Source organism: Streptomyces griseocarneus, assembly GCF_014655595.1.
GTDB classification, from domain to species: domain Bacteria; phylum Actinomycetota; class Actinomycetes; order Streptomycetales; family Streptomycetaceae; genus Streptomyces; species Streptomyces griseocarneus.
Genome location: NZ_BNBL01000005.1, coordinates 26,414 through 43,238 on the forward strand (window position 1 = coordinate 26,414; position 16,825 = coordinate 43,238).

17 protein-coding genes are annotated in these 16,825 nt (G+C 73.4%); 7 read left to right on the top strand and 10 right to left on the bottom strand.

What is annotated here, in order from left to right; all coding sequences use genetic code 11:
* Positions 1–24 precede the first annotated feature (24 nt).
* Together IE295_RS14145 and IE295_RS14150 are read right to left on the bottom strand one after the other, a co-directional pair.
* Positions 25–843, bottom strand: coding sequence for a lipase family protein (locus tag IE295_RS14145; protein WP_190063978.1), 819 nt, complete (start codon positions 841–843; stop codon positions 25–27).
* A 140-nt stretch (positions 844–983) separates the two neighbouring features.
* Entirely contained in the window at positions 984–1,391 is a 408-nt protein-coding gene (locus IE295_RS14150; RefSeq protein ID WP_190063979.1) for a VOC family protein, read from the bottom strand.
* Positions 1,392–1,449: 58 nt separating this feature from the next.
* Here IE295_RS14150 and IE295_RS14155 point away from each other — a divergent pair, with 58 nt between their 5' ends.
* The gene (locus IE295_RS14155) at positions 1,450–1,896 is read left to right on the top strand and encodes a MarR family winged helix-turn-helix transcriptional regulator (RefSeq protein WP_190063980.1); all 447 of its coding nucleotides are present in this window, start codon (positions 1,450–1,452) and stop codon (positions 1,894–1,896) included.
* A gap of 30 nt (positions 1,897–1,926) precedes the next feature.
* Here IE295_RS14155 and IE295_RS14160 read toward each other — a convergent pair whose 3' ends face one another.
* Positions 1,927–4,680 (bottom strand): SpoIIE family protein phosphatase, encoded by a 2,754-nt coding sequence (locus IE295_RS14160; protein ID WP_190063981.1) that lies wholly within the window; start codon positions 4,678–4,680, stop codon positions 1,927–1,929.
* A 121-nt stretch (positions 4,681–4,801) separates the two neighbouring features.
* Here IE295_RS14160 and IE295_RS14165 point away from each other — a divergent pair, with 121 nt between their 5' ends.
* Complete coding sequence (locus tag IE295_RS14165; protein WP_224323591.1) at positions 4,802–5,383, top strand: DUF6328 family protein; 582 nt, start codon at positions 4,802–4,804, stop codon at positions 5,381–5,383.
* A gap of 110 nt (positions 5,384–5,493) precedes the next feature.
* Positions 5,494–6,294, top strand: a complete 801-nt coding sequence (locus IE295_RS14170; RefSeq protein WP_190063982.1) for a maleylpyruvate isomerase family mycothiol-dependent enzyme — start codon at positions 5,494–5,496, stop codon at positions 6,292–6,294.
* 25 nt (positions 6,295–6,319) lie between these two features.
* Here the strand turns inward: IE295_RS14170 and IE295_RS14175 are convergent, their stop codons facing one another.
* Positions 6,320–6,790: a VOC family protein gene (locus IE295_RS14175; RefSeq protein WP_190063983.1), complete on the bottom strand. Its 471-nt coding sequence runs from the start codon at positions 6,788–6,790 to the stop codon at positions 6,320–6,322.
* A 52-nt stretch (positions 6,791–6,842) separates the two neighbouring features.
* Positions 6,843–8,153 (bottom strand): MFS transporter, encoded by a 1,311-nt coding sequence (locus IE295_RS14180; protein WP_308013209.1) that lies wholly within the window; start codon positions 8,151–8,153, stop codon positions 6,843–6,845.
* Positions 8,154–8,234: 81 nt separating this feature from the next.
* Here IE295_RS14180 and IE295_RS14185 point away from each other — a divergent pair, with 81 nt between their 5' ends.
* Positions 8,235–9,554, top strand: coding sequence for an aminotransferase class I/II-fold pyridoxal phosphate-dependent enzyme (locus IE295_RS14185; protein ID WP_190063984.1), 1,320 nt, complete (start codon positions 8,235–8,237; stop codon positions 9,552–9,554).
* Positions 9,555–9,609: 55 nt separating this feature from the next.
* Here the strand turns inward: IE295_RS14185 and IE295_RS14190 are convergent, their stop codons facing one another.
* A complete protein-coding gene (locus IE295_RS14190; protein ID WP_190063985.1) occupies positions 9,610–10,491 on the bottom strand; it encodes an alpha/beta fold hydrolase in 882 nt (293 codons plus the stop codon).
* A 242-nt stretch (positions 10,492–10,733) separates the two neighbouring features.
* Here IE295_RS14190 and IE295_RS14195 point away from each other — a divergent pair, with 242 nt between their 5' ends.
* Positions 10,734–11,120: a VOC family protein gene (locus tag IE295_RS14195; protein ID WP_190063986.1), complete on the top strand. Its 387-nt coding sequence runs from the start codon at positions 10,734–10,736 to the stop codon at positions 11,118–11,120.
* Positions 11,121–11,429: 309 nt separating this feature from the next.
* A complete protein-coding gene (locus IE295_RS14200; RefSeq protein ID WP_190063987.1) occupies positions 11,430–12,092 on the top strand; it encodes a transglycosylase SLT domain-containing protein in 663 nt (220 codons plus the stop codon).
* Between the two features lie 88 nt (positions 12,093–12,180).
* Here IE295_RS14200 and IE295_RS14205 read toward each other — a convergent pair whose 3' ends face one another.
* From IE295_RS14205 to IE295_RS14220, 4 genes are all read right to left on the bottom strand, one after another.
* Entirely contained in the window at positions 12,181–12,567 is a 387-nt protein-coding gene (locus tag IE295_RS14205) for a cupredoxin domain-containing protein (protein WP_224323590.1), read from the bottom strand.
* A gap of 190 nt (positions 12,568–12,757) precedes the next feature.
* Entirely contained in the window at positions 12,758–14,377 is a 1,620-nt protein-coding gene (locus IE295_RS14210; RefSeq protein WP_190063988.1) for an FAD-binding oxidoreductase, read from the bottom strand.
* A 157-nt stretch (positions 14,378–14,534) separates the two neighbouring features.
* On the bottom strand, positions 14,535–15,173 hold the full coding sequence (locus IE295_RS14215; RefSeq protein WP_190063989.1) for an NAD(P)-dependent oxidoreductase: 639 nt from the start codon (positions 15,171–15,173) through the stop codon (positions 14,535–14,537).
* Positions 15,174–15,179: 6 nt separating this feature from the next.
* A complete protein-coding gene (locus IE295_RS14220) occupies positions 15,180–16,157 on the bottom strand; it encodes an EamA family transporter (protein WP_190063990.1) in 978 nt (325 codons plus the stop codon).
* 89 nt (positions 16,158–16,246) lie between these two features.
* On the opposite strand from IE295_RS14220, the gene IE295_RS14225 reads away from it, so the two are divergent.
* Positions 16,247–16,744 carry a MarR family winged helix-turn-helix transcriptional regulator gene (locus IE295_RS14225; RefSeq protein WP_190063991.1) on the top strand — a complete coding sequence of 166 codons (498 nt, stop codon included), beginning with the start codon at positions 16,247–16,249 and terminating at the stop codon, positions 16,742–16,744.
* The last annotated feature ends 81 nt before the right edge of the window (positions 16,745–16,825 follow it).

Genomic DNA, 16,825 nt, shown 5'->3' on the forward strand with positions numbered 1-16,825 from the left:
GGCGGGGCGGGGCCGCGGAAGGGCTCAGGCGAGGTTCTTCTCCAGGGCCGCGAGGTACTTCTTCATCGAGTGGTCCCTGATCCCGTCGGAGGCCGGGGCGAAGGGGTCCGCGGTGGCGCCCTTGAGGCGGTCGGTCACGCCGCCCAGCAGGGTGACGGACTCGCGCACCTTCCCGGAGGAGTCGATGTAGCGCAGCGCGTCGACGTGGGTGTAGGCGGGCTCGGGCGGCAGCTGCGGCACGATGTCGTTGTTGTTGACGAAGCGGTACATCCGCTTCTTGAAGCCCCTGTTGTGGGCGTCGGCGAGGACACGGTCGCAGGTGCGGGGCTGCCCGAAGGTGTAGATCCCGTCCGCCTGCAGCCTCGGTTCCTCCAGGTGCATGCGGCACCCGGCGAGCATCGCCAGCGCGCCGCCCAGGCTGTGGCCGGTGAACCACACGGTCTGGCCGTTGTCGCGGAACTCCGCGAGCGCGTCCCGGACGCCGGGGAAGACGGACTCCAGCGCCTGGCCGAAGCCGTAGTGGACGTAGCCCGTACGCGCCGGGCCGGGCCACGGCGGGGTGGTGGCGTCCGACAGCCAGTCGCGGATCTGCGCCGGCTCGGTGCCCCGGAACGCAGTGATGATCATGTGGTCCCCGGCGATCGTGTACGCCTGGGTGTCCTCCAGGGGGAACGGCGGGGTGAACCGCGTGTGGTGGTGGCGCACCCGGCCGAACCCCCAGCTCTTCGCCTCCCGTTCGATGGCACCCTCGTCGTGGTAGGCGAGCTCGGCGGCCCGCGCCAGCCAGTAGGCGTGCGCGAGGCTGTAGTCGGTGGCGTGGTGATCGATGGCCGGTGCGGGCACGGCGGGCTCCTTCGGGTGGCGGCCTCGGATGACGGCCTGGCGGCGACCTCGCCGGGACGATAGCGGCCGGCGGCGGCCCCGGACACCCGTACCGGCGCCGACACGGAGGTCCGCCACACCGATGGGTGGCTTCCGCGCCCTCAGTAGGACTGAAGCTCTATCAGATGGCCCTCGGGGTCGCGGAGATGGGCGGTGCGCAGGTCCGGGCCCCAGTCGGGCCGGTCGGTGGCGGGGGCGACCGGGGAGGCGCCGTGGCGCAGGCACAGCGCCAGTGCGGCGTCCACGTCCCGGACCCGGCAGACGAACATCACCCGGTCCTGGGCGGCGGACGGCCCGGCGGGCAGGACCGTGGTGCCGGCGACCGCCGCCATCGCGGCGCGGTCGAAGAGCGCGAGGGCGGCCTGGCCGTCGACGTCCCAGTTGGCGTACGGGCCCGCCGCGGTGCCCTTCTGCAGGACGGCGCCGGTCAGCTCCGGCAGGACGGCGGCGTAGAAGGCGAAGCAGTCGGCGAAACGGGTGGTGAGCAGGCGGCAGTACAGGGCGTCCACGGTGGCGGCTCCATTCGTAGGTACGCACCTACTATAGGTGCTGACCTATGATGTCGGTATGGACCTTCCCCCCAGCCTCCTGCGGCTCGACACCTACGTCCTGTCGAAGATCGGCAAGACGGCCCGCGCCCGGCTCTCCGAGCGCCTGGCCACCCGCGGCCTGCGGCTGTGGCACATGGCGGTGCTGGCCGCCCTCGCGGACTTCGGCCCGCACATCCAGCGGGAGCTGGCGTCCCGGCTGGACCTGCACCCCAGTGACGTGGCGAAGGTGATCGACACGCTCGTCGCCGGCGGCGCCGTCGAGCGCCGCCAGGACCCGGCCGACCGCCGCCGGGTGCGCGTCGACATCACCCCCGCCGGCCGGTCCCTGCTGGGCGAGCTCGAGCACGAGGCCGGCACGGTCCGGGACGGGATCCTCGCCCCGCTGAACCCGTCCGAGCGCGCGGAGCTGTCGCGGATGCTGCACCGCGTCTTCGACGGGCTCCACGCGCCCGGGAGCCACTGACCCGGCCGTACGCCGCCGTCGCGCGCCACCTCACGGCAGCAGCTGCTCGGCCCAGATCACCTTGCCCTCGGCCGTGTACCGGGTGCCCCAGCGCTCGGCCAGCTGTGCCACCAGGAACAGGCCGCGGCCGCCCTCGTCCTCGGCCGCCGCGTAGCGCAGGTGCGGCGAGGTGCTGCTGGTGTCGGACACCTCGCAGATCAGGGCCCGGTCATGGAGCAGCCGGACGCCGATCGGGCCGGTGGCGTGCCGGATGGCATTGGTGATCAGCTCGCTGAGGATCAGCTCGGTGGTGAACCCCGCCTCCTCCAGGCCCCACTCGCCCAGCTGCCGGGTGACGTCCGCCCGCGCGGCCGCCACCACCGCCGGGTCGGCGGGCAGCTCCCAGGTGGCGATCCGGTCGGCCTCCAGGACCCGGGTACGGGCGATGACCAGGGCGATGTCGTCGGCCTGGCGCGCGGGCAGCAGCGCACCGAGCACCGCGTCGCAGATCTCCTGCGGCGACCGGCCGGGCTGCGCCAGCGTGGTGGCGAGGATCTCCAGGCCGACGTCGATGTCCCGCGTGCGGTCCTCGATGAGCCCGTCGGTGTACAGGGCCAGGCTGCTGCCCTCGGGCAGCTGCAGCTCCACGGCCTCGAAGGGCAGCCCGCCCAGGCCGAGCGGCGGCCCCGCGGGCAGCTCCGGGAACTCCACCGTGCCGTCGGGACGCACCAGCGCCGGCAGCGGATGGCCGGCCCGGGCCATGCTGCACATGCCGCTGGACGGGTCGTAGATCGCGTACAGGCACGTGGCGCCGGCGATCGCCGCCTCCCCGTCCACGTCCGCCGCCTCCTGGTCGATCCGGCCGATCAGCTCGTCGAGGTGGCTCAGGAGCTCGTCCGGCGGCAGGTCCAGGGAGGAGAAGTTCTGCACGGCCGTGCGCAGCCGGCCCATCGTCGCGGCGGCGTGCAGCCCGTGGCCGACCACGTCACCCACGACCAGGGCCACCCGGGCGCCGGGCAGCGGGATCACGTCGAACCAGTCGCCGCCCACCCCGGCCTGGGCCGGCAGATAGCGGTAGGCGATGTCGAGGGCGCTCTGCTCGGGCACGCCGCGCGGCAGCAGGCTGTGCTGCAGGGTCACGGCCATGGTGTGCTCGCGGGTGAAGCGGCGGGCGTTGTCGATGCACACCGCCGCCCTGGCCGACAGCTCCTCGGCCAGGGACAGGTCGTCCTCCTCGAACGTCTCGCTGCTCTGCGCCCGCCAGAAGTTCACGATGCCCATCAGGACCCCGCGCGCCTTGAGCGGAACGGTGATGAGCGAGTGGAAGCCGTAGTCGAGGATCTCCTGCGTGCGGGCGGGGTCCTGGGTGCGCCAGCCCGCGGAGACCCGCAGGTCGGGCACGATCACGGCCTGTCCGGTGACGAAGCCCGTCGCCTGCGGGGTGGTCGCGGCGAAGCTGTGCACCTCTCCCGCCCGGTACAGGGGATGGTCGTCCGGGGTGCCGCTCAGCGCCACCCGGCGCAGCTCCGGGGCCTCGTGGCCCAGCCCGGTCCGGGGCTCCTCGCCGCGCAGCACCGGCTCGGCCAGGTCGACGGAGACGTAGTCGGCGAACCGGGGGGAGGCCACCTCGGCGAGTTCCTCGGCGGTGCGCTGCACGTCCAGGGTGGTACCGATGGCCACGCTCGCCTCGTACAGCAGCCGCAGCCGGCCACGCGCCACCTCCGCCTTGCCCGCGAGCGCGCGCAGCTCGGTGGAGTCCCGCAGGGTGGCCACGCTGCCCGGCGGCCCGCCCCGGCGGTCGGTCGGCCGCTGGTTCACCGCCAGCAGCCGGTCCCCGACGGGCAGCACCTCGTCGGTGGCCACCCGGCGGGACGCGAGGAGCTCGGCCATCCGGGGGTCGAGGCCCAGGGCGCCGACGCTCTGCCCCTCCACGTCCGGGGGCAGGTCCAGGAGCCGGCGCGCCTCGTCGTTGGCGAGCAGGACGTGGCCGTCGCCGCTGACGATGACCACGCCCTCGCGCACCGCGTGCAGAACCGCGTCGTGGTGCTCGTACATCCGGGTCATCTCGACCGGGCCGAGACCGTGGGTCTGCCGCCGCAGCCGGCGGGTCACCAGCGCCGTGCCGCCCGTCGCGAGCGCGAGGGTGACGGCGCCGGTGCCCAGGACGACCGGCAGCTGCCGGTCGACCGCGCTGCTCACCGAGCTGACCTTGAGCCCGGACGAGACCATGCCGACGACCTTGCCGCGGTCCGTCACCGGCACCACGACCTGCAGTTCCTCGCCCAGGGGGCCATGGACGTCCTCGACCGTGACATGGCCCTGCAACGATGGCGCGATCGTGCCGACGAACTTCTTGCCGATCTCCTGCGGTGAGGGGTGGGTGTAGCGGATGCCGTCGCGGTTCATCACCACGAGGAAGTCGACGCCGCCCTGGCGGCGGGCGGCCTCGGTCAGCGGCTGGAGCTTGGCGGACGGGTTGGGGCCGCGCATGGTCTCCACCAGGCCCGGTGAGTGGGAGAAGGCCTCGGCGGCCGCCAGCGAGCGGTCGCGCGCCGCCTGGAACCTGTCGCTGCGCGCCTGCAGCAGCAGCGTCACCACCGCCGCCACGATGAGCAGCAGCACGATCAGGACCTGCAGCACGAACATCTGCCCGGCGACGCTGCGGTCGGCGACCGACCGCAGGCGCCGAGCCCACGGCAGCCGTGCGCCCGCGCGCCACTGTCGCCGCTCACGCCGGCTACCTCGGCGCCGACCGGCGAACCAGCGACCCGATGGCCTCCAGGAGCGGCCCCGGATTCGGGCCATACCCCATGTCTACCCCGCCCTCTTCCGCCGCGCGAACGGTACGCGCCACCCTGTGGCCCTCTCCGGATGCGGACCCCGCCCGGCGAGGGCAGCGTGGGCAGGACGAAAAGGACGGGCCGGCATGCCGCGGAACGGAGCACACGACAACACCCCGGACCGCCCCGGCGCCCGGCGGGGCCGGGGCGCGGACGACGCCCGGGACGCACCGGCGGGCCGGCAGCCGCGGACCGGGCGTCACGAGTCGCCCGAGGAACGCGCCGACCGCCGCTGGAACGAACTGCTCCAGGAGGTCCGCGTCGCCCAGACCGGCGTCCAGATCCTCTTCGGCTTCCTGCTGACCGTCGTCTTCACGCCCAAGTTCACGACCCTCACGGCCACGGACCGGACCATCTACATCGTCACCGTCGTGCTCGGCGCGGCCACCATGGGAGCCCTCATCGGGCCCGTCTCCTTCCACCGGCTCGTCACGGGGCACCGCCTCAAGCCCCAGACCGTCACCTGGGCCTCCCGGCTGACGCTCGTGGGCGTCGTGCTGCTCCTGGCCACGATCGTCTCGGCACTCCTGCTCGTCCTGCGCATCGCCCTGCACTCCTCGGCGGTGCCCTGGATCGTCGCGGGGCTCAGCACGTGGTTCCTGCTGTGCTGGTTCGGGCTGCCGGCCTGGGCCCGGCACCGCTACGCGCGCGGGAGACAGCCGGAATAGCCGGAACAGGCCGCCCGCGTCGCGTGCCGCCCCTCGCATCCCGTGCGGTCGCCGACCGGCCGGCCGTAAAGCCCGGGCGCCACCGGCTTCCCCCGGTCTACCGTGAGGTCATGACTCCCGCGCGGTACGAGGCCCACTGCTCCGAAATCGTCGCCCAGACCCGCCACTTGGCGTCCACCGTCAAGGACGCCGACCTCACGGTCCCCGTGCCGTCCTGCCCGGGCTGGAACCTCGGCCAACTGCTGCTCCACGTCGCCGGTGCCCATCGCTGGGTCGAGTCGATCGTACGGACCCGGGCGACGGAACCCGTCCCCGACGACCTGGTCAACGACGTCTCCGGCGACATCGGCCAGGGGGCCGCCGTCCTCGCCGGCCGGCTCGAGGAGGGGGCCGGGCGGCTGGCGGACGCGCTGCGCGCCGCCGGGCCCCACGCGGAGGTCTGGACGGTGGTCCCGGGCGAGTCCATCGGGTTCTGGGCCCGCCGGATGACGCACGAGACGGTCGTCCACCGGGCCGACGCCGCGCAGGCGGTGGGCGCGGACTTCACCGTCGACGAGCGCGTGGCCGCCGACGGCCTCGACGAGTGGATGGCGTTCGGCTCGCTGCCGCAGGTCTTCGAGGAGGCGCCCGCGACGCGCGAGCTGCTCGGCCCCGGCGCCACCCTGCAGTTCCACGCCACCGACACCGCACCCGGAGACGGGGCCGGGTGGCTGGTCGACCTCACCGGCGACACGATCACCTGGCGCCGGGCGCACGAGGCGGCCGCCGTGACCGTACGCGGCCCGCTGACCGGCCTGTTGCTGGCCGTCTACGGCCGGCGCCCGTACCCCGGCACGGACGTCGAGATCCTCGGCGACGCGCGGCTGTTCGAGCGGTGGCTGGACTGTGTCAGCTACTGGCTCCACGAGTGAGCGGCGTACGCGTACGCGCCCGCGCTCACTGCTCGTAGGCGTCCACCAGCGCCTGAATGTCGATCTTCTTCATCTGGAGCATGGCCTTCATGACCCGGCCCGCCTTGACCGGGTCGGGGTCGCTCAGCAGCTCGTTCAGCTTCCTCGGGTTGACCTGCCACCACAGCCCGAACCGGTCCTTCAGCCAGCCGCACTGGCCCTCCTCGCCGCCGGCGCCGAGCTTCTCCCAGAGCTCGTCGACCTCCTCCTGGGTGACGCAGTCGACGGACAGCGAGACGGCCTCGTTGAAGGTGAAGTGCGGCCCGCCGTTGAGCGCGATGAACTGCTGGCCCGCGAGCTCGAAGGTGACGGTCATGACCGTCCCGGCCTTCCCCGGCCCGGCCTCGCCGTAGCGCTGCACGTCCACGATCCGGGAATCGCCGAAGACGGACATGTAGTGGCGCACCGCCTCCTCGGCCTGGTCGTCGAACCACAGAAACGGCGTGATCTTCTGCATGACGTCGTCATACCGGACCGGGCCCGGCCGTCCCGCCGAAAGCGGCCCCGCGTCACCCAAGGTCACCCGACCGGGCTCGCCCGGTGGTGAGCGGCTCCCCGCCCGCCGGTCCGGCCGGCGACGGGGCGGAGGGTTCGGGACGGGGGCGGACGAGGCGGTGCTGGGCCAGGCAGGCGGCGGCGATGACCGTGCCGAAGGCGGTCCAGCCCAGGGGGCCGGTGGCGATGGCGGCGGTGACGGCCAGCGGGCCGACGGCGCGCTGGCTCGCCTGGGCCAGGCCGTGGACGCCGAGGTAGGAGCCCTGGGACTCCTCGGGGGCGAGGGCGACCGACAGTTCCCAGGAGACGGTGGCGTGCAGCATTTCGGCGAGGGTGAAGCCGGCGGCCGCCACGGTGAGGGCGATGCTCGCGGGCACGGCCCCGTCCACGGCGGAGGCCGCCATGGCGACGCCGGAGGCCAGGAAGGTGAGGGAGAGTGGCAGCAGGAGGCCGCGGGCCGCGCTCGTCGTGGCGCCGAAGCGGGCCAGCGGGACCTGGAGCCCCACGACCAGCACGTTGTTGAGGACCATCAGCAGGGGGACGAGGCCGTGCGGGGCGTCGGTGGCGTGGACGGCCCACAGGGACAGGCCGACCTTGAAGATCGCGTCGTCGAGGAAGAGCACGGTGTCCGTGGCCACGTACGCCAGGTAGGTCCGGTCGCGCCAGGGGTTGGTGGTGCGGGCGCCGGGAGCGGGCCGGCTGCCGCCGGCGACGATGCGGGCCGGGGCGGCGGCCTCGGCGCAGCTCAGGGTGATCAGCGCGGCCGCGACGAAGGAGAGGGAGTCCCCGAGGAGCAGGATCCGGTAGACGGTGGTGGTGCCGGCGGCGAGGGCGGCGGCCGCGCCGAGGCCGCCGAGGGCCCAGCCGACGTTGGCGACCGTGCGGTTGACCGCCTGGTAGCGAACGCGCTCGGCCCCCGCGACGCGGGTGCCGTACAGCTTGGTGAGCACGCTCGCCGCCCTGTCGCCGAACCCGGCGAGCGCCGAACACACCAGCAGCGACGTGAAGTCGGTCGTCACCAGCAGCCCGAGGGCGGCCGCCGCGCGCAGCACCTGGCACGCGGCGAGCACCCGGGTGAGCGGCAGGCGGTCCGCCAGCCGGCCGCCGACCGGCGCACCCGCGACGCCGACGACCCCGGCGGCGGCCGCCAGCGTGCCCACCTGGGCCACGCTCAGGTGGGTGACATAGGTGAAGTACAGCACCGAGGTCGCGGCCCACAGGCCGTTGCCGGTGCGGTCGACCAGCGCGACCGCGAGCATGCGCCGCCCGTCCCGGCCTCCCGGTATGCGCGCGGTGAGTGCGGCCCATCGCTGTGTCGGGCTCACGTCGTCCCCCCTGATCCCTCGTCCGACGTCAGACGCCTGAAGCGCTTGCCGTCGGCTATGTATTGATACATAATCAGTTACGTGACAATACGATATGGGATCACCGGCGGTACGGCCAAGGCCATTTCCGCCTCGGTCGAACGCGCCGTGACCGAAGGCGCCCTGGGCCCCGGCACCGCCCTCCCGCCGGTGCGCCGGCTTGCGGACGACCTCGGCGTCAGCCCCGGCACCGTCGCGACCGCCTACAAGGAATTGCGGCAGCGCGGCATCGTCGTCACCCGCGGCCGCGCCGGCACGGTCGTCGCCCAGGGCCCCGGCGTGGCGTCGCGGCGGCCGCCGAAGGTGCCCGAGGGCCTGCGCGACCTGGCCGGAGGACACCCCAACCCCGCCCTCCTGCCCGACCTGGTGCCGCCCGTACGCCTCTCGCCCGGCACCCGCTCGCACCGCTCGGTGCCACGGCTGCCGCGCCTGGAGGAGACGGTCCGCGAGTGGCTCGCGGCCGACGGCGTCCCGGCCGGGCACGTCACCTTCGCGCACGGAGCGCTGGACATGATCGGACGGCTGCTGTCCGTCGAGCTCCGGCCGGGAGACGCCGTGGCCGTGGAGGACCCCGGCTACCACCACCTGCTCGACCTCGTCACGGCCATGGGCCTGCGCACGGTCGCGGTCACCGTCGACGACGAGGGCATGCGCCCCGAGGCGCTGCGCGCCGCGCTCCGGGCGGGCGTACGGGCCGTCGTGTGCAGCCCCCGCGCCCAGAACCCGTACGGCGGGTGCTTCTCGCCGGGACGCCGTGACGCGCTCGCCGGCATCCTGCGCGAGGCCCCCGACGTGCTCGTGATCGAGAACGACTTCGCCACCGAGATCGCCGGAGCCCCCCTCCACACGGTGACCGGGGGCGGCCTCGCACGCTGGGCGCACGTGCGGACCGTGACGAAGTACCTGGGCACGGACCTGCGGTGGGCGGCCGCCGCGTGCGACGCGACCACACTGGCCCGGCACGACGGGCGGCTGCTGCTCACCTCCGGCTGGGTGAGCCACCTGCTCCAGGAGACGGTGCTCGGCCTGATGGGGGACGCCGCGACGGACGCGCTCGTCGGGCGGGCACGGGAGGAGTACGCGCGCCGGCGCCGGACCCTGATCACCGAACTCGGGCGGCACGGCATCGCGGCCCACGGCGCGAGCGGCATGAACGTGTGGGTGCCGGTGCGGGACGAGTCGGCCGTCGTCAACGGGCTGCGCACGCACGGCTGGTGGGTCGCCGCCGGGGCCCGCTTCCGCATCGGCACCGCGCCGGGAGTGCGGATCACCACGGCCGAGCTGCCGCCGTCCGACGGGGCGCGCCTGGCCCGGGACTTCGCGGCCGTCCTGGGTGAGTCCCAGGCCACGTACGGGGGGTGAGGCCGCCGCCCGGGCGGCCTCGGGCGGCCGTCCGCCGGGCGGGCTCAGGCCGGGCTCAGGCCGCGAGCCGCCCGGTCGTGTGGCCGATGATCGCGGCCGTGAGCGGGGCGAGGACCTCTTGGGGCAGGGCGTGGCCCATGCCCGGGATCTCCACGACGCGCGCCCCGCGGACCGCCTGGGCGAGGTGCTGCGGGTGCGGCGGCGGGAAGACCGGTTCGGCGGGGGCGGCGACGACGAGGGTGGGCACGCGGTTCGCGGCCAGCTCGTCGGTGCGCAGCAGCCCCGAGTCGTCGGCGCGGCCGTGCGCGGTGCTGACGGTGTAGTGCCCGGTGTGCTCGATGACCCGGCGCTCGAGGGCGCGGAAGTACTCCGCATCGAAGGGCAGTTGCCCGCCGCTCAGCACCCTCCAGTGTTCGACGCGCCGCTCCAGCTCGGCGTCCAGTCCCCGGTCCTCGACGGGCCGGGCCCACATCTCCAGCACCTCGGGCGCGATGCCGGGCAGCTCCGCGACCGGGACCAGGGTGCCGTCCGGGCGGGCGTAGGGGGCGGTGCTGAGCGCGCACGTACCCATCAGCGTGGCGCTGAGCAGGCGGCCGGGGTGGTCGGCGATCAGCAGCTGCGCCAGCATCCCGCCCAGCGACAGGCCGGCGACGTGGGCGCGTTCGATGCCCAGGCCGTCCAGGACCGCGACGGCGTCCCGCGCGAGGTCGGCGATGGCGTACGGCTGCCGCTCGAAGGGCCAGGTGGAACGGCCCGTGTCGCGGTGGTCGTAGCGGATCACGCGGTGGTGGACGGCGAGCGCGTCCACCAGCTCCTCCGGCCAGCCCGTGCCGGAGGCCTGCGCCCCCATGATCAGCAGCAGCGGCGGGGCGTCGGCGGCGCCGCGCTCCTCCGCCCACAGGCGAATGCCGGGTGCCGCGTCGATGAAGTGCTCCATGGGTTTCCCTCCCGTGGCCGGTGAAGACCCCTTGAAGATACGAGACGTCTCGTCTCGCAGTCAAGATCGAGCCCGTCATCCGGGCGGACATCTCCCGGGCGCACCGAGGGCGGGCCCCGCTCTATATAGGACGCTCTCCGTCCTGCAGCGCTCCTAGTGTCGCAACCGGAACGGGCCCCGCTTCGGCGTGAGGATGTCCGTCACCCCTTGGTTTTCCCTTGCGAAGAGGAGCAGCGATCCCCATGAGCAATACGTCCGGTACGGCCGCCAACGGGGCCCGGGTGAAGTGCGCGGCCTTCTGGGGCCACGACGGCAAGGCGCTCGCCGAGTTCTACGCCGCCGCCCTGGGGTGGAAGGTCACCGAAACCTACGGCGATGCCGCAGCGATGATCAGCGACGGCACGACGCGTTACGTCTTCTACACGGCCGAGCGATTCGAGGCCCCGAACTGGCCCCAGGACGAGCTCGTCTTCCACCTCGACCTGAGCTTCGACGACGTCGAGGCCGCCGAGGACCGCCTGGTCTCCCTGGGCGCCACCAAGCCCGAGCACCAGCCCGGCGGCAAGCACTGGACGGTGCTGCTGGACCCCTCCGGCCAGCCCTTCTGCATCAGCGCCAACCGCGGCTGAGGCCCCTCACACGCCGTGCGCGCACCCTCGCGCGCGGTGCGCCGCGGGGGCCCCGGATGTGAGGCCGCCCATAGGGGCCAGATCACTTACGAAAGCGAATAGTGATCCCCCTCGGGGTGCGAAATGGGAATTCCCCGCCGTTCGCGCCCCTGCCTTTCCGATTGCGCATAGTAGGTCACACCTTTGCCAGCGGGTTTTCGCGCCGCTAACAATTGCCGAGTCGCACGGCGCCGTCGACCGAGAAACGGCGCTCTTTTTGCGCCATTGACGGCCATTGCGACGTAAGCGATTGGAAGGGTTCAGCACGTTATGCGCTCCACCATCTCCGGCTATACCGCTCTGTCCAAGGCTCACAAGGTCTCCGTCACCGGTCTGGTGACCGTTGCCGGCGCCGCCGCTCTGACGTTCGCCCTGGTCCCGCAGGCCTCGGCCGCGGACGCCCAGTCGGTTGCCGTGAAGCCCGTCGCGCAGAACGCCCAGGCCTTCGGTGAGACGCACGACGCCGAGCTGGCCAAGGCCGCCGACGCGGCCGCCGGCCAGGCCAAGGCCAAGGCCGGTGCCGCCGTGAAGGCGAAGGCCGACGAGGACCGTGCGAGCCGTTCCACCGAGCGCAAGCCCATTAAGGCCGCCGCTCCGGCGAAGAAGGCCTACGCCGACAACCTGGACGGCTGGATCAGCGAGTCGCTGGACGTCCTGCGCTCCAAGGGCATCCCGGCCTCGTACGAGGGCATCAAGCGCAACATCATGCGTGAGTCCACCGGTAATCCCCGTGCGATCAACGACTGGGACATCAACGCGGTGAACGGTGTGCCGTCGAAGGGTCTGCTGCAGATCATCGACCCCACCTTCAAGGCGTATCACGTCGAGGGCACGTCCTGGGACATCTACGACCCGGTCGCCAACATCACCGCTTCCTGTAACTACGCGGCCGACAAGTACGGCTCGATGGACAACGTCAACTCCGCTTACTAAGCGCACCGAGCGGACGAATACCGCAAGGGCGGCGGCATCCCGACACCGGGATGCCGCCGCCCTTCGGTCGCTCCGCCGGAACCTCCCGCTACTGCACGATGACGGTGCCCGTCATCTCCGGGTGGATGGCGCAGTGATAGCTGAAGGTCCCCGCGGCCGGGAACGTCCGCGAGAAGCTCTGGCCGGGGTCGAGCACCGCGTCCCACAGGTCCGTGTCGGACGTCGTGGTGTGGGTGTCGTTGTCGTTGTTGATCCAGCGGACCGTGTCACCCGCCCTGACCGTGACCGTCCGGGGGACGAACACGGCCGGCGAGCCCTCGATCACCACGGTGGTCGTGGCGGCCGCGCGGGGCGCGGCGGCCACCGGGCCGGCCGCGAGGGCGCCGGCGAACAGAGCCGCCAGCAGTGCGGTGAGGACACGGAGGGCGAGGCGGAAGGACGAGCGGGACGTCGGGTGGGACATCGAGCGGGACATGGGCGGTGCCTCCTGGATCTCGCCGGGTCCCGGCCCGCGGTCGGGTCCGGGCCCCTGGGCGCATGCCGGGACAATGCCCCCCAATCAACACAACAACCGCTCTTCATCCGAATGTGCTACGTCGCGGTGGCGCGAGGGCACTGCCGAGGCGCCGGTGGGGGACACGGGCCACCCGCCCGGCGCCGCGCGGTCATCGGGGAGGACGGATGGACAGCGCGTGGTGGAACACGTCCTTCGGATCCCACCGGGCCTTGATCCGCTGCAGCCGGGGGTAGTTGCCCTTGTAGTAGAGCGTGTGCCAGGGGACGCCCGAGGTGTTCAGGGCGGCATCGGCCAGGTCGGTGTCCGGGTAGTTGACGAAGGAGCCGTCGCTCATCCCGCCCGGCACGGGCACGCCGCCGCTGTCCGCGTACACGGACCGGTAGAAGTCGCGCACCCACGCCAGGCGCGGCCCGTCGTCCTGCCCGGCCTCCCAGCCGGCCATGTAGATCGCCTTGAGGACCGAGTCGCGCTGCGCGACGGCCGTCGCGTCCGATGCGACGGTGTTGACCCGGCCGCCGTAGGAGACCAGCCACAGCGACCCGTCGAGGCCGGCGCCCGCCGTGCCGGACAACCGGTCGTGGACGACGTCGATCTGACGGTCGGTGAAGCGCCGGCGCAGATAGGCGGCCTTGGCCTTGAAGCGCGCGGGGGCGCTCTCCTGCACCGCGCCCGCGGCCTGCAGCCACGGCACGCTCTCGTGGTCCCGGGCCGGCTTCGCGTCCACTGCCCGGCCGACCGCCGCCACATAGTCGTCCAGCAGCCGCTGCGCGCCGGGGCCGGTGGAGTCCAGGAGCCCGGCCAGGGTGACGGAGCCGGCCTTGCGCGTGTTGAGCATCAGCACGCTGAACAGCCCCGCGGAGGGCGAGCCGGGCGCGCTGTTCCGCTCGTGCCAGCTGCCGTGATTGCGCACCAGCCGTGTGAACGCGCGCTGGTCCAGGTCCTTCCATGACCAGGAGGCGTAGAAGCTGGTCACGGCCTCCGGGGCCCTCGGCAGCAGATGCGCGGGGTCGCTGCCACCGGCCGCCGGGTCGCGGAACCAGTAGCGGGTCACCACGCCGAAGTTGCCGCCCCCGCCGCCGGTGTGCGCCCACCACAGATCGTGGTTCGGGTCCGCGGGGTCCCGGGTGGCCACCACGCTCCCGACGTTCCCCGCCTTGTCCACCACCACGACCTCGACGGCGTGGAGATGGTCGACCGACAGCCCGTACCGGCGCGACAGCGCGCCGTACCCGCCGCCCAGGACGTGCCCGCCGACCCCGACCTCGGCGGTGGCGCCCGCCGGGATGGTCACGCCCCAGCCCAGGAAGAGCTTGCGGTACACCTCGCCGAGGAGCGCGCCGGGCTCGACCGCGAACGCCTTGCGCCGCGCGTCGTAGTACACGGCCGACATGGGGGAGAGGTCGATCACGACCCGTACGGCCGGGTCGTCGACGAAGTTCTCGAAGCAGTGCCCGCCGCTGCGCACGGCGATGCGCCTGCCCTCCCGGACCGCCTGCCGCACCGCGTCGACGACCTGTTCGGTGGTGCTCACCACGCGGACGTAGTCGGGTCGGCCGACGAAGCGGGCGTTGCAGCCGCGGTGGGTGAGGGACGGATAGCGCGGGTCGCCGGGAGCGACGGTGACCGGGTCCGTCGCCGGAGCCGGAGCGGCCCCTGGTGCGGCGGCCGCCTGCGGCGCCGCGACGCCCTGCGCCACGAGTCCGGCGGCCGTGCTGCCGCCCCATAACGCCGCGCCCGCCAGAACGCCGCGACGCGTCATGTCTGCCATGTTTCCACTCCCGTTGACGCCGGTTGCCGGGACGATCCCGCCCCTCGGCATCCTCGGCGCCGGGAGTGCGGACGGGCATCGTCCGCGATGACCATGTGGCCCCTAGATCGTTCGGCTGACCGGTGCCCTCCTGGAGGAGGTTGCGCCCCGGCGGGCCCTAATACCCGACGGTGAACCGCGTGCGGTGGTGGCGGGGGCTTTCGGCCTCGTCCAGGAGGGCCACGGCGAGGTCCTCCATCGAGATCTGTGAGACACCCCGGTCGTCGACGAGCAACTCGTCGGCTCCCAGCCGGTACGCGCCGGTGCGCTGCCCCGGCTCCAGCAGGGCGGACGGGCTCAGGTAGGCCCAGTCGACGACGGTCTCGGCGCGGCAGAGGGCGAGTTGCTCGCCGCAGGCCAGGGCGATGGGCCGCACGGAGGGCGGGACGAGCGCGGGATCGTCGATCACGGTGCCGGTGCCTCCGGGTACGGTCAGGCTGCCGGCGCCGCCGACGAGCAGCAGGCGGACGCCGGTCCGGGCGAGCCCGGACAGCAGCCCCCGGGTGGCGGCGGCGAGTTGGTCCTCGCTGCCGGATGCCGGGCGGGTGGCGCTGATGACGAGGTCCTGCCCGGCGCTGAGCGCCGCCACGGCGTCGGCGTCGCGGGCGTCGCCCGTGCGGACCGTCACGGCGGGGGGAAGCCCGCCGGAGCGGGCGGGGTCGCGTACGACGGCGGTGACCTCATGGCCGCGGGACAGTGCCTCGGCCACGGTGCGGCCGCCGACGTTTCCGGTGGCTCCGAAGACGGTGATGCGCATGACGGATCAGCTCCTTGCAGAGGAAGAGGGAGAGGGAGAGGGAGAGGGAGAGGGAGAGGGAGAGGGAGAGGGAGAGGAAAGGCGGTGGGTGCCGGACCGGTCGTCGGACGGGTCGCTGGACCGGCGGGCGGTCGCGGGCGCGGAGGTCTGCGCGGCGACGAGGGCGGCCAGGACGACGAGGCCGCCCAGGATCTGCGGTGCGCTGAGGTCCTGGCCGAGCGCCAGCCAGCCGAGCGCGGTGGCGACCATGGGGCTGAGCAGGCCGAGGAAGGCCACCTTGGTCGGGGGCAGGGCCCGTATGCCCCGGAACCACAGGGCGTAGGCCACGGCGGTGCCGATGACGGCGAGGTAGCCGTAGCCCGCCAGGTTCGCGCCGGTCGGCGTGGGCGGCCGGCCCTCGACGAGGAGGGCGACGGGCAGGAGCAGCAGGCCGCCCGCGGTGAGCTGCCAGCCCGTCGTCGCCAGCAGGGGCGCGGGCGACGTCCACCGCTTGCTGAGCACGACTCCGGTGGCCATGACGACCGCGCCCCCGGCCGCGGCCGCCACTCCCGTGGCGTCCAGCCGGGCGTCCGCCCGCAGGACGAGCAGGGCGATGCCGGCCACACCGGCGATGCCGGCCGCCGCCGTGCGCGCGGTCAGCCGCTCGCCGAGCAGCGCGGCCGCCAGGCCGGCCGCCAGCAGGGGCTGTACGGCGCCGACGGTGGCCGCGACGCCACCGGGCAGCCGGTACGCGGCGACGAACAGCAGGGCGAAGAATCCGCCGATGTTGAGGGCGCCGAGCACCAGCGCCCGCCACCACCAGTCCCCGTGCGGCAGCCGCCGCGTGAGGGCGACCAGGACGAGGCCGGCCGGCAGCGCCCGGACCGTCGCGGCCAGCAAGGGGCGGCCCGGCGGCAGGAGTTCGGTGGTGACGAGGTAGGTGCTGCCCCAGACGGCAGGGGCCAGTGCGGTCGCGGAGACGACCTTGAGTTGATTGCTTAGCACTAAGCAAATGTATCTCAGCGCTAAGCAAGTCGGCGCCCGATCTCCCCGTGATGTACCTCACCGCTAAGACATTGACTTACGATGGCGGCGTGGCAGATCACGTCGACCATGTACTCGAGCAGTGGGCCCGTCAGCGCCCCGACCTGGACGTATCGCCGATGGCGGTCATCGGGCGGCTGAAGCGGCTCTCGCTGCTGATCAACACCGAGCTGCGCCGCACCTTCGCCGCGCACGACCTCGACGCCGCGTCCTTCGACGTCCTCGCCACCCTGCGCCGCAGCGACCGGCCCCACCGGCTGACCCCCGCCGAGCTGATGCGGGAGTCCATGGTCACCTCGGGGGCCATCACCCAGCGCCTCGACCGGCTCGAGGGGCGCGGGCTCGTGACGCGCACACCCAGCGCGTCGGACGGCCGCAGCGTGGTCGTCTCCCTGACGGACGAGGGGCGCGCCCTCATCGACCGGGCCCTGCCCGACCACATCGACACCGAGAACCGGCTCCTGGCCGCCGTCGCCCCCGAGCGGTGCGACGACCTCGCCGAGGTGCTCCGGGACCTCCTGGAGTCCCTCGGGGACACGCGGAGCTGACGGCCTCTCGGCCTCGACGGAGACGGTGCGCCTGCCGGACCGCCGGGACGACGTCCGGCGGCCCGGCAGGCTTTCGTGCAC

What these genes read in the sequence shown, in the direction of transcription:
- IE295_RS14155 (WP_190063980.1), top strand. Translation starts at nt 1,450, where the DNA reads ATGGACCTTCCCCCCAGCCTCCTGCGGCTCGACACCTACGTCCTGTCG.
- IE295_RS14160 (WP_190063981.1), bottom strand. Translation starts at nt 4,680, where the DNA reads ATGGCCCGAATCCGGGGCCGCTCCTGGAGGCCATCGGGTCGCTGGTTC.
- IE295_RS14165 (WP_224323591.1), top strand. Translation starts at nt 4,802, where the DNA reads ATGCCGCGGAACGGAGCACACGACAACACCCCGGACCGCCCCGGCGCC.
- IE295_RS14170 (WP_190063982.1), top strand. Translation starts at nt 5,494, where the DNA reads ATGACTCCCGCGCGGTACGAGGCCCACTGCTCCGAAATCGTCGCCCAG.
- IE295_RS14175 (WP_190063983.1), bottom strand. Translation starts at nt 6,790, where the DNA reads ATGCAGAAGATCACGCCGTTTCTGTGGTTCGACGACCAGGCCGAGGAG.
- IE295_RS14190 (WP_190063985.1), bottom strand. Translation starts at nt 10,491, where the DNA reads ATGGAGCACTTCATCGACGCGGCACCCGGCATTCGCCTGTGGGCGGAG.
- IE295_RS14195 (WP_190063986.1), top strand. Translation starts at nt 10,734, where the DNA reads ATGAGCAATACGTCCGGTACGGCCGCCAACGGGGCCCGGGTGAAGTGC.
- IE295_RS14200 (WP_190063987.1), top strand. Translation starts at nt 11,430, where the DNA reads ATGCGCTCCACCATCTCCGGCTATACCGCTCTGTCCAAGGCTCACAAG.
- IE295_RS14205 (WP_224323590.1), bottom strand. Translation starts at nt 12,567, where the DNA reads ATGTCCCGCTCGATGTCCCACCCGACGTCCCGCTCGTCCTTCCGCCTC.
- IE295_RS14210 (WP_190063988.1), bottom strand. Translation starts at nt 14,377, where the DNA reads ATGGCAGACATGACGCGTCGCGGCGTTCTGGCGGGCGCGGCGTTATGG.
- IE295_RS14215 (WP_190063989.1), bottom strand. Translation starts at nt 15,173, where the DNA reads ATGCGCATCACCGTCTTCGGAGCCACCGGAAACGTCGGCGGCCGCACC.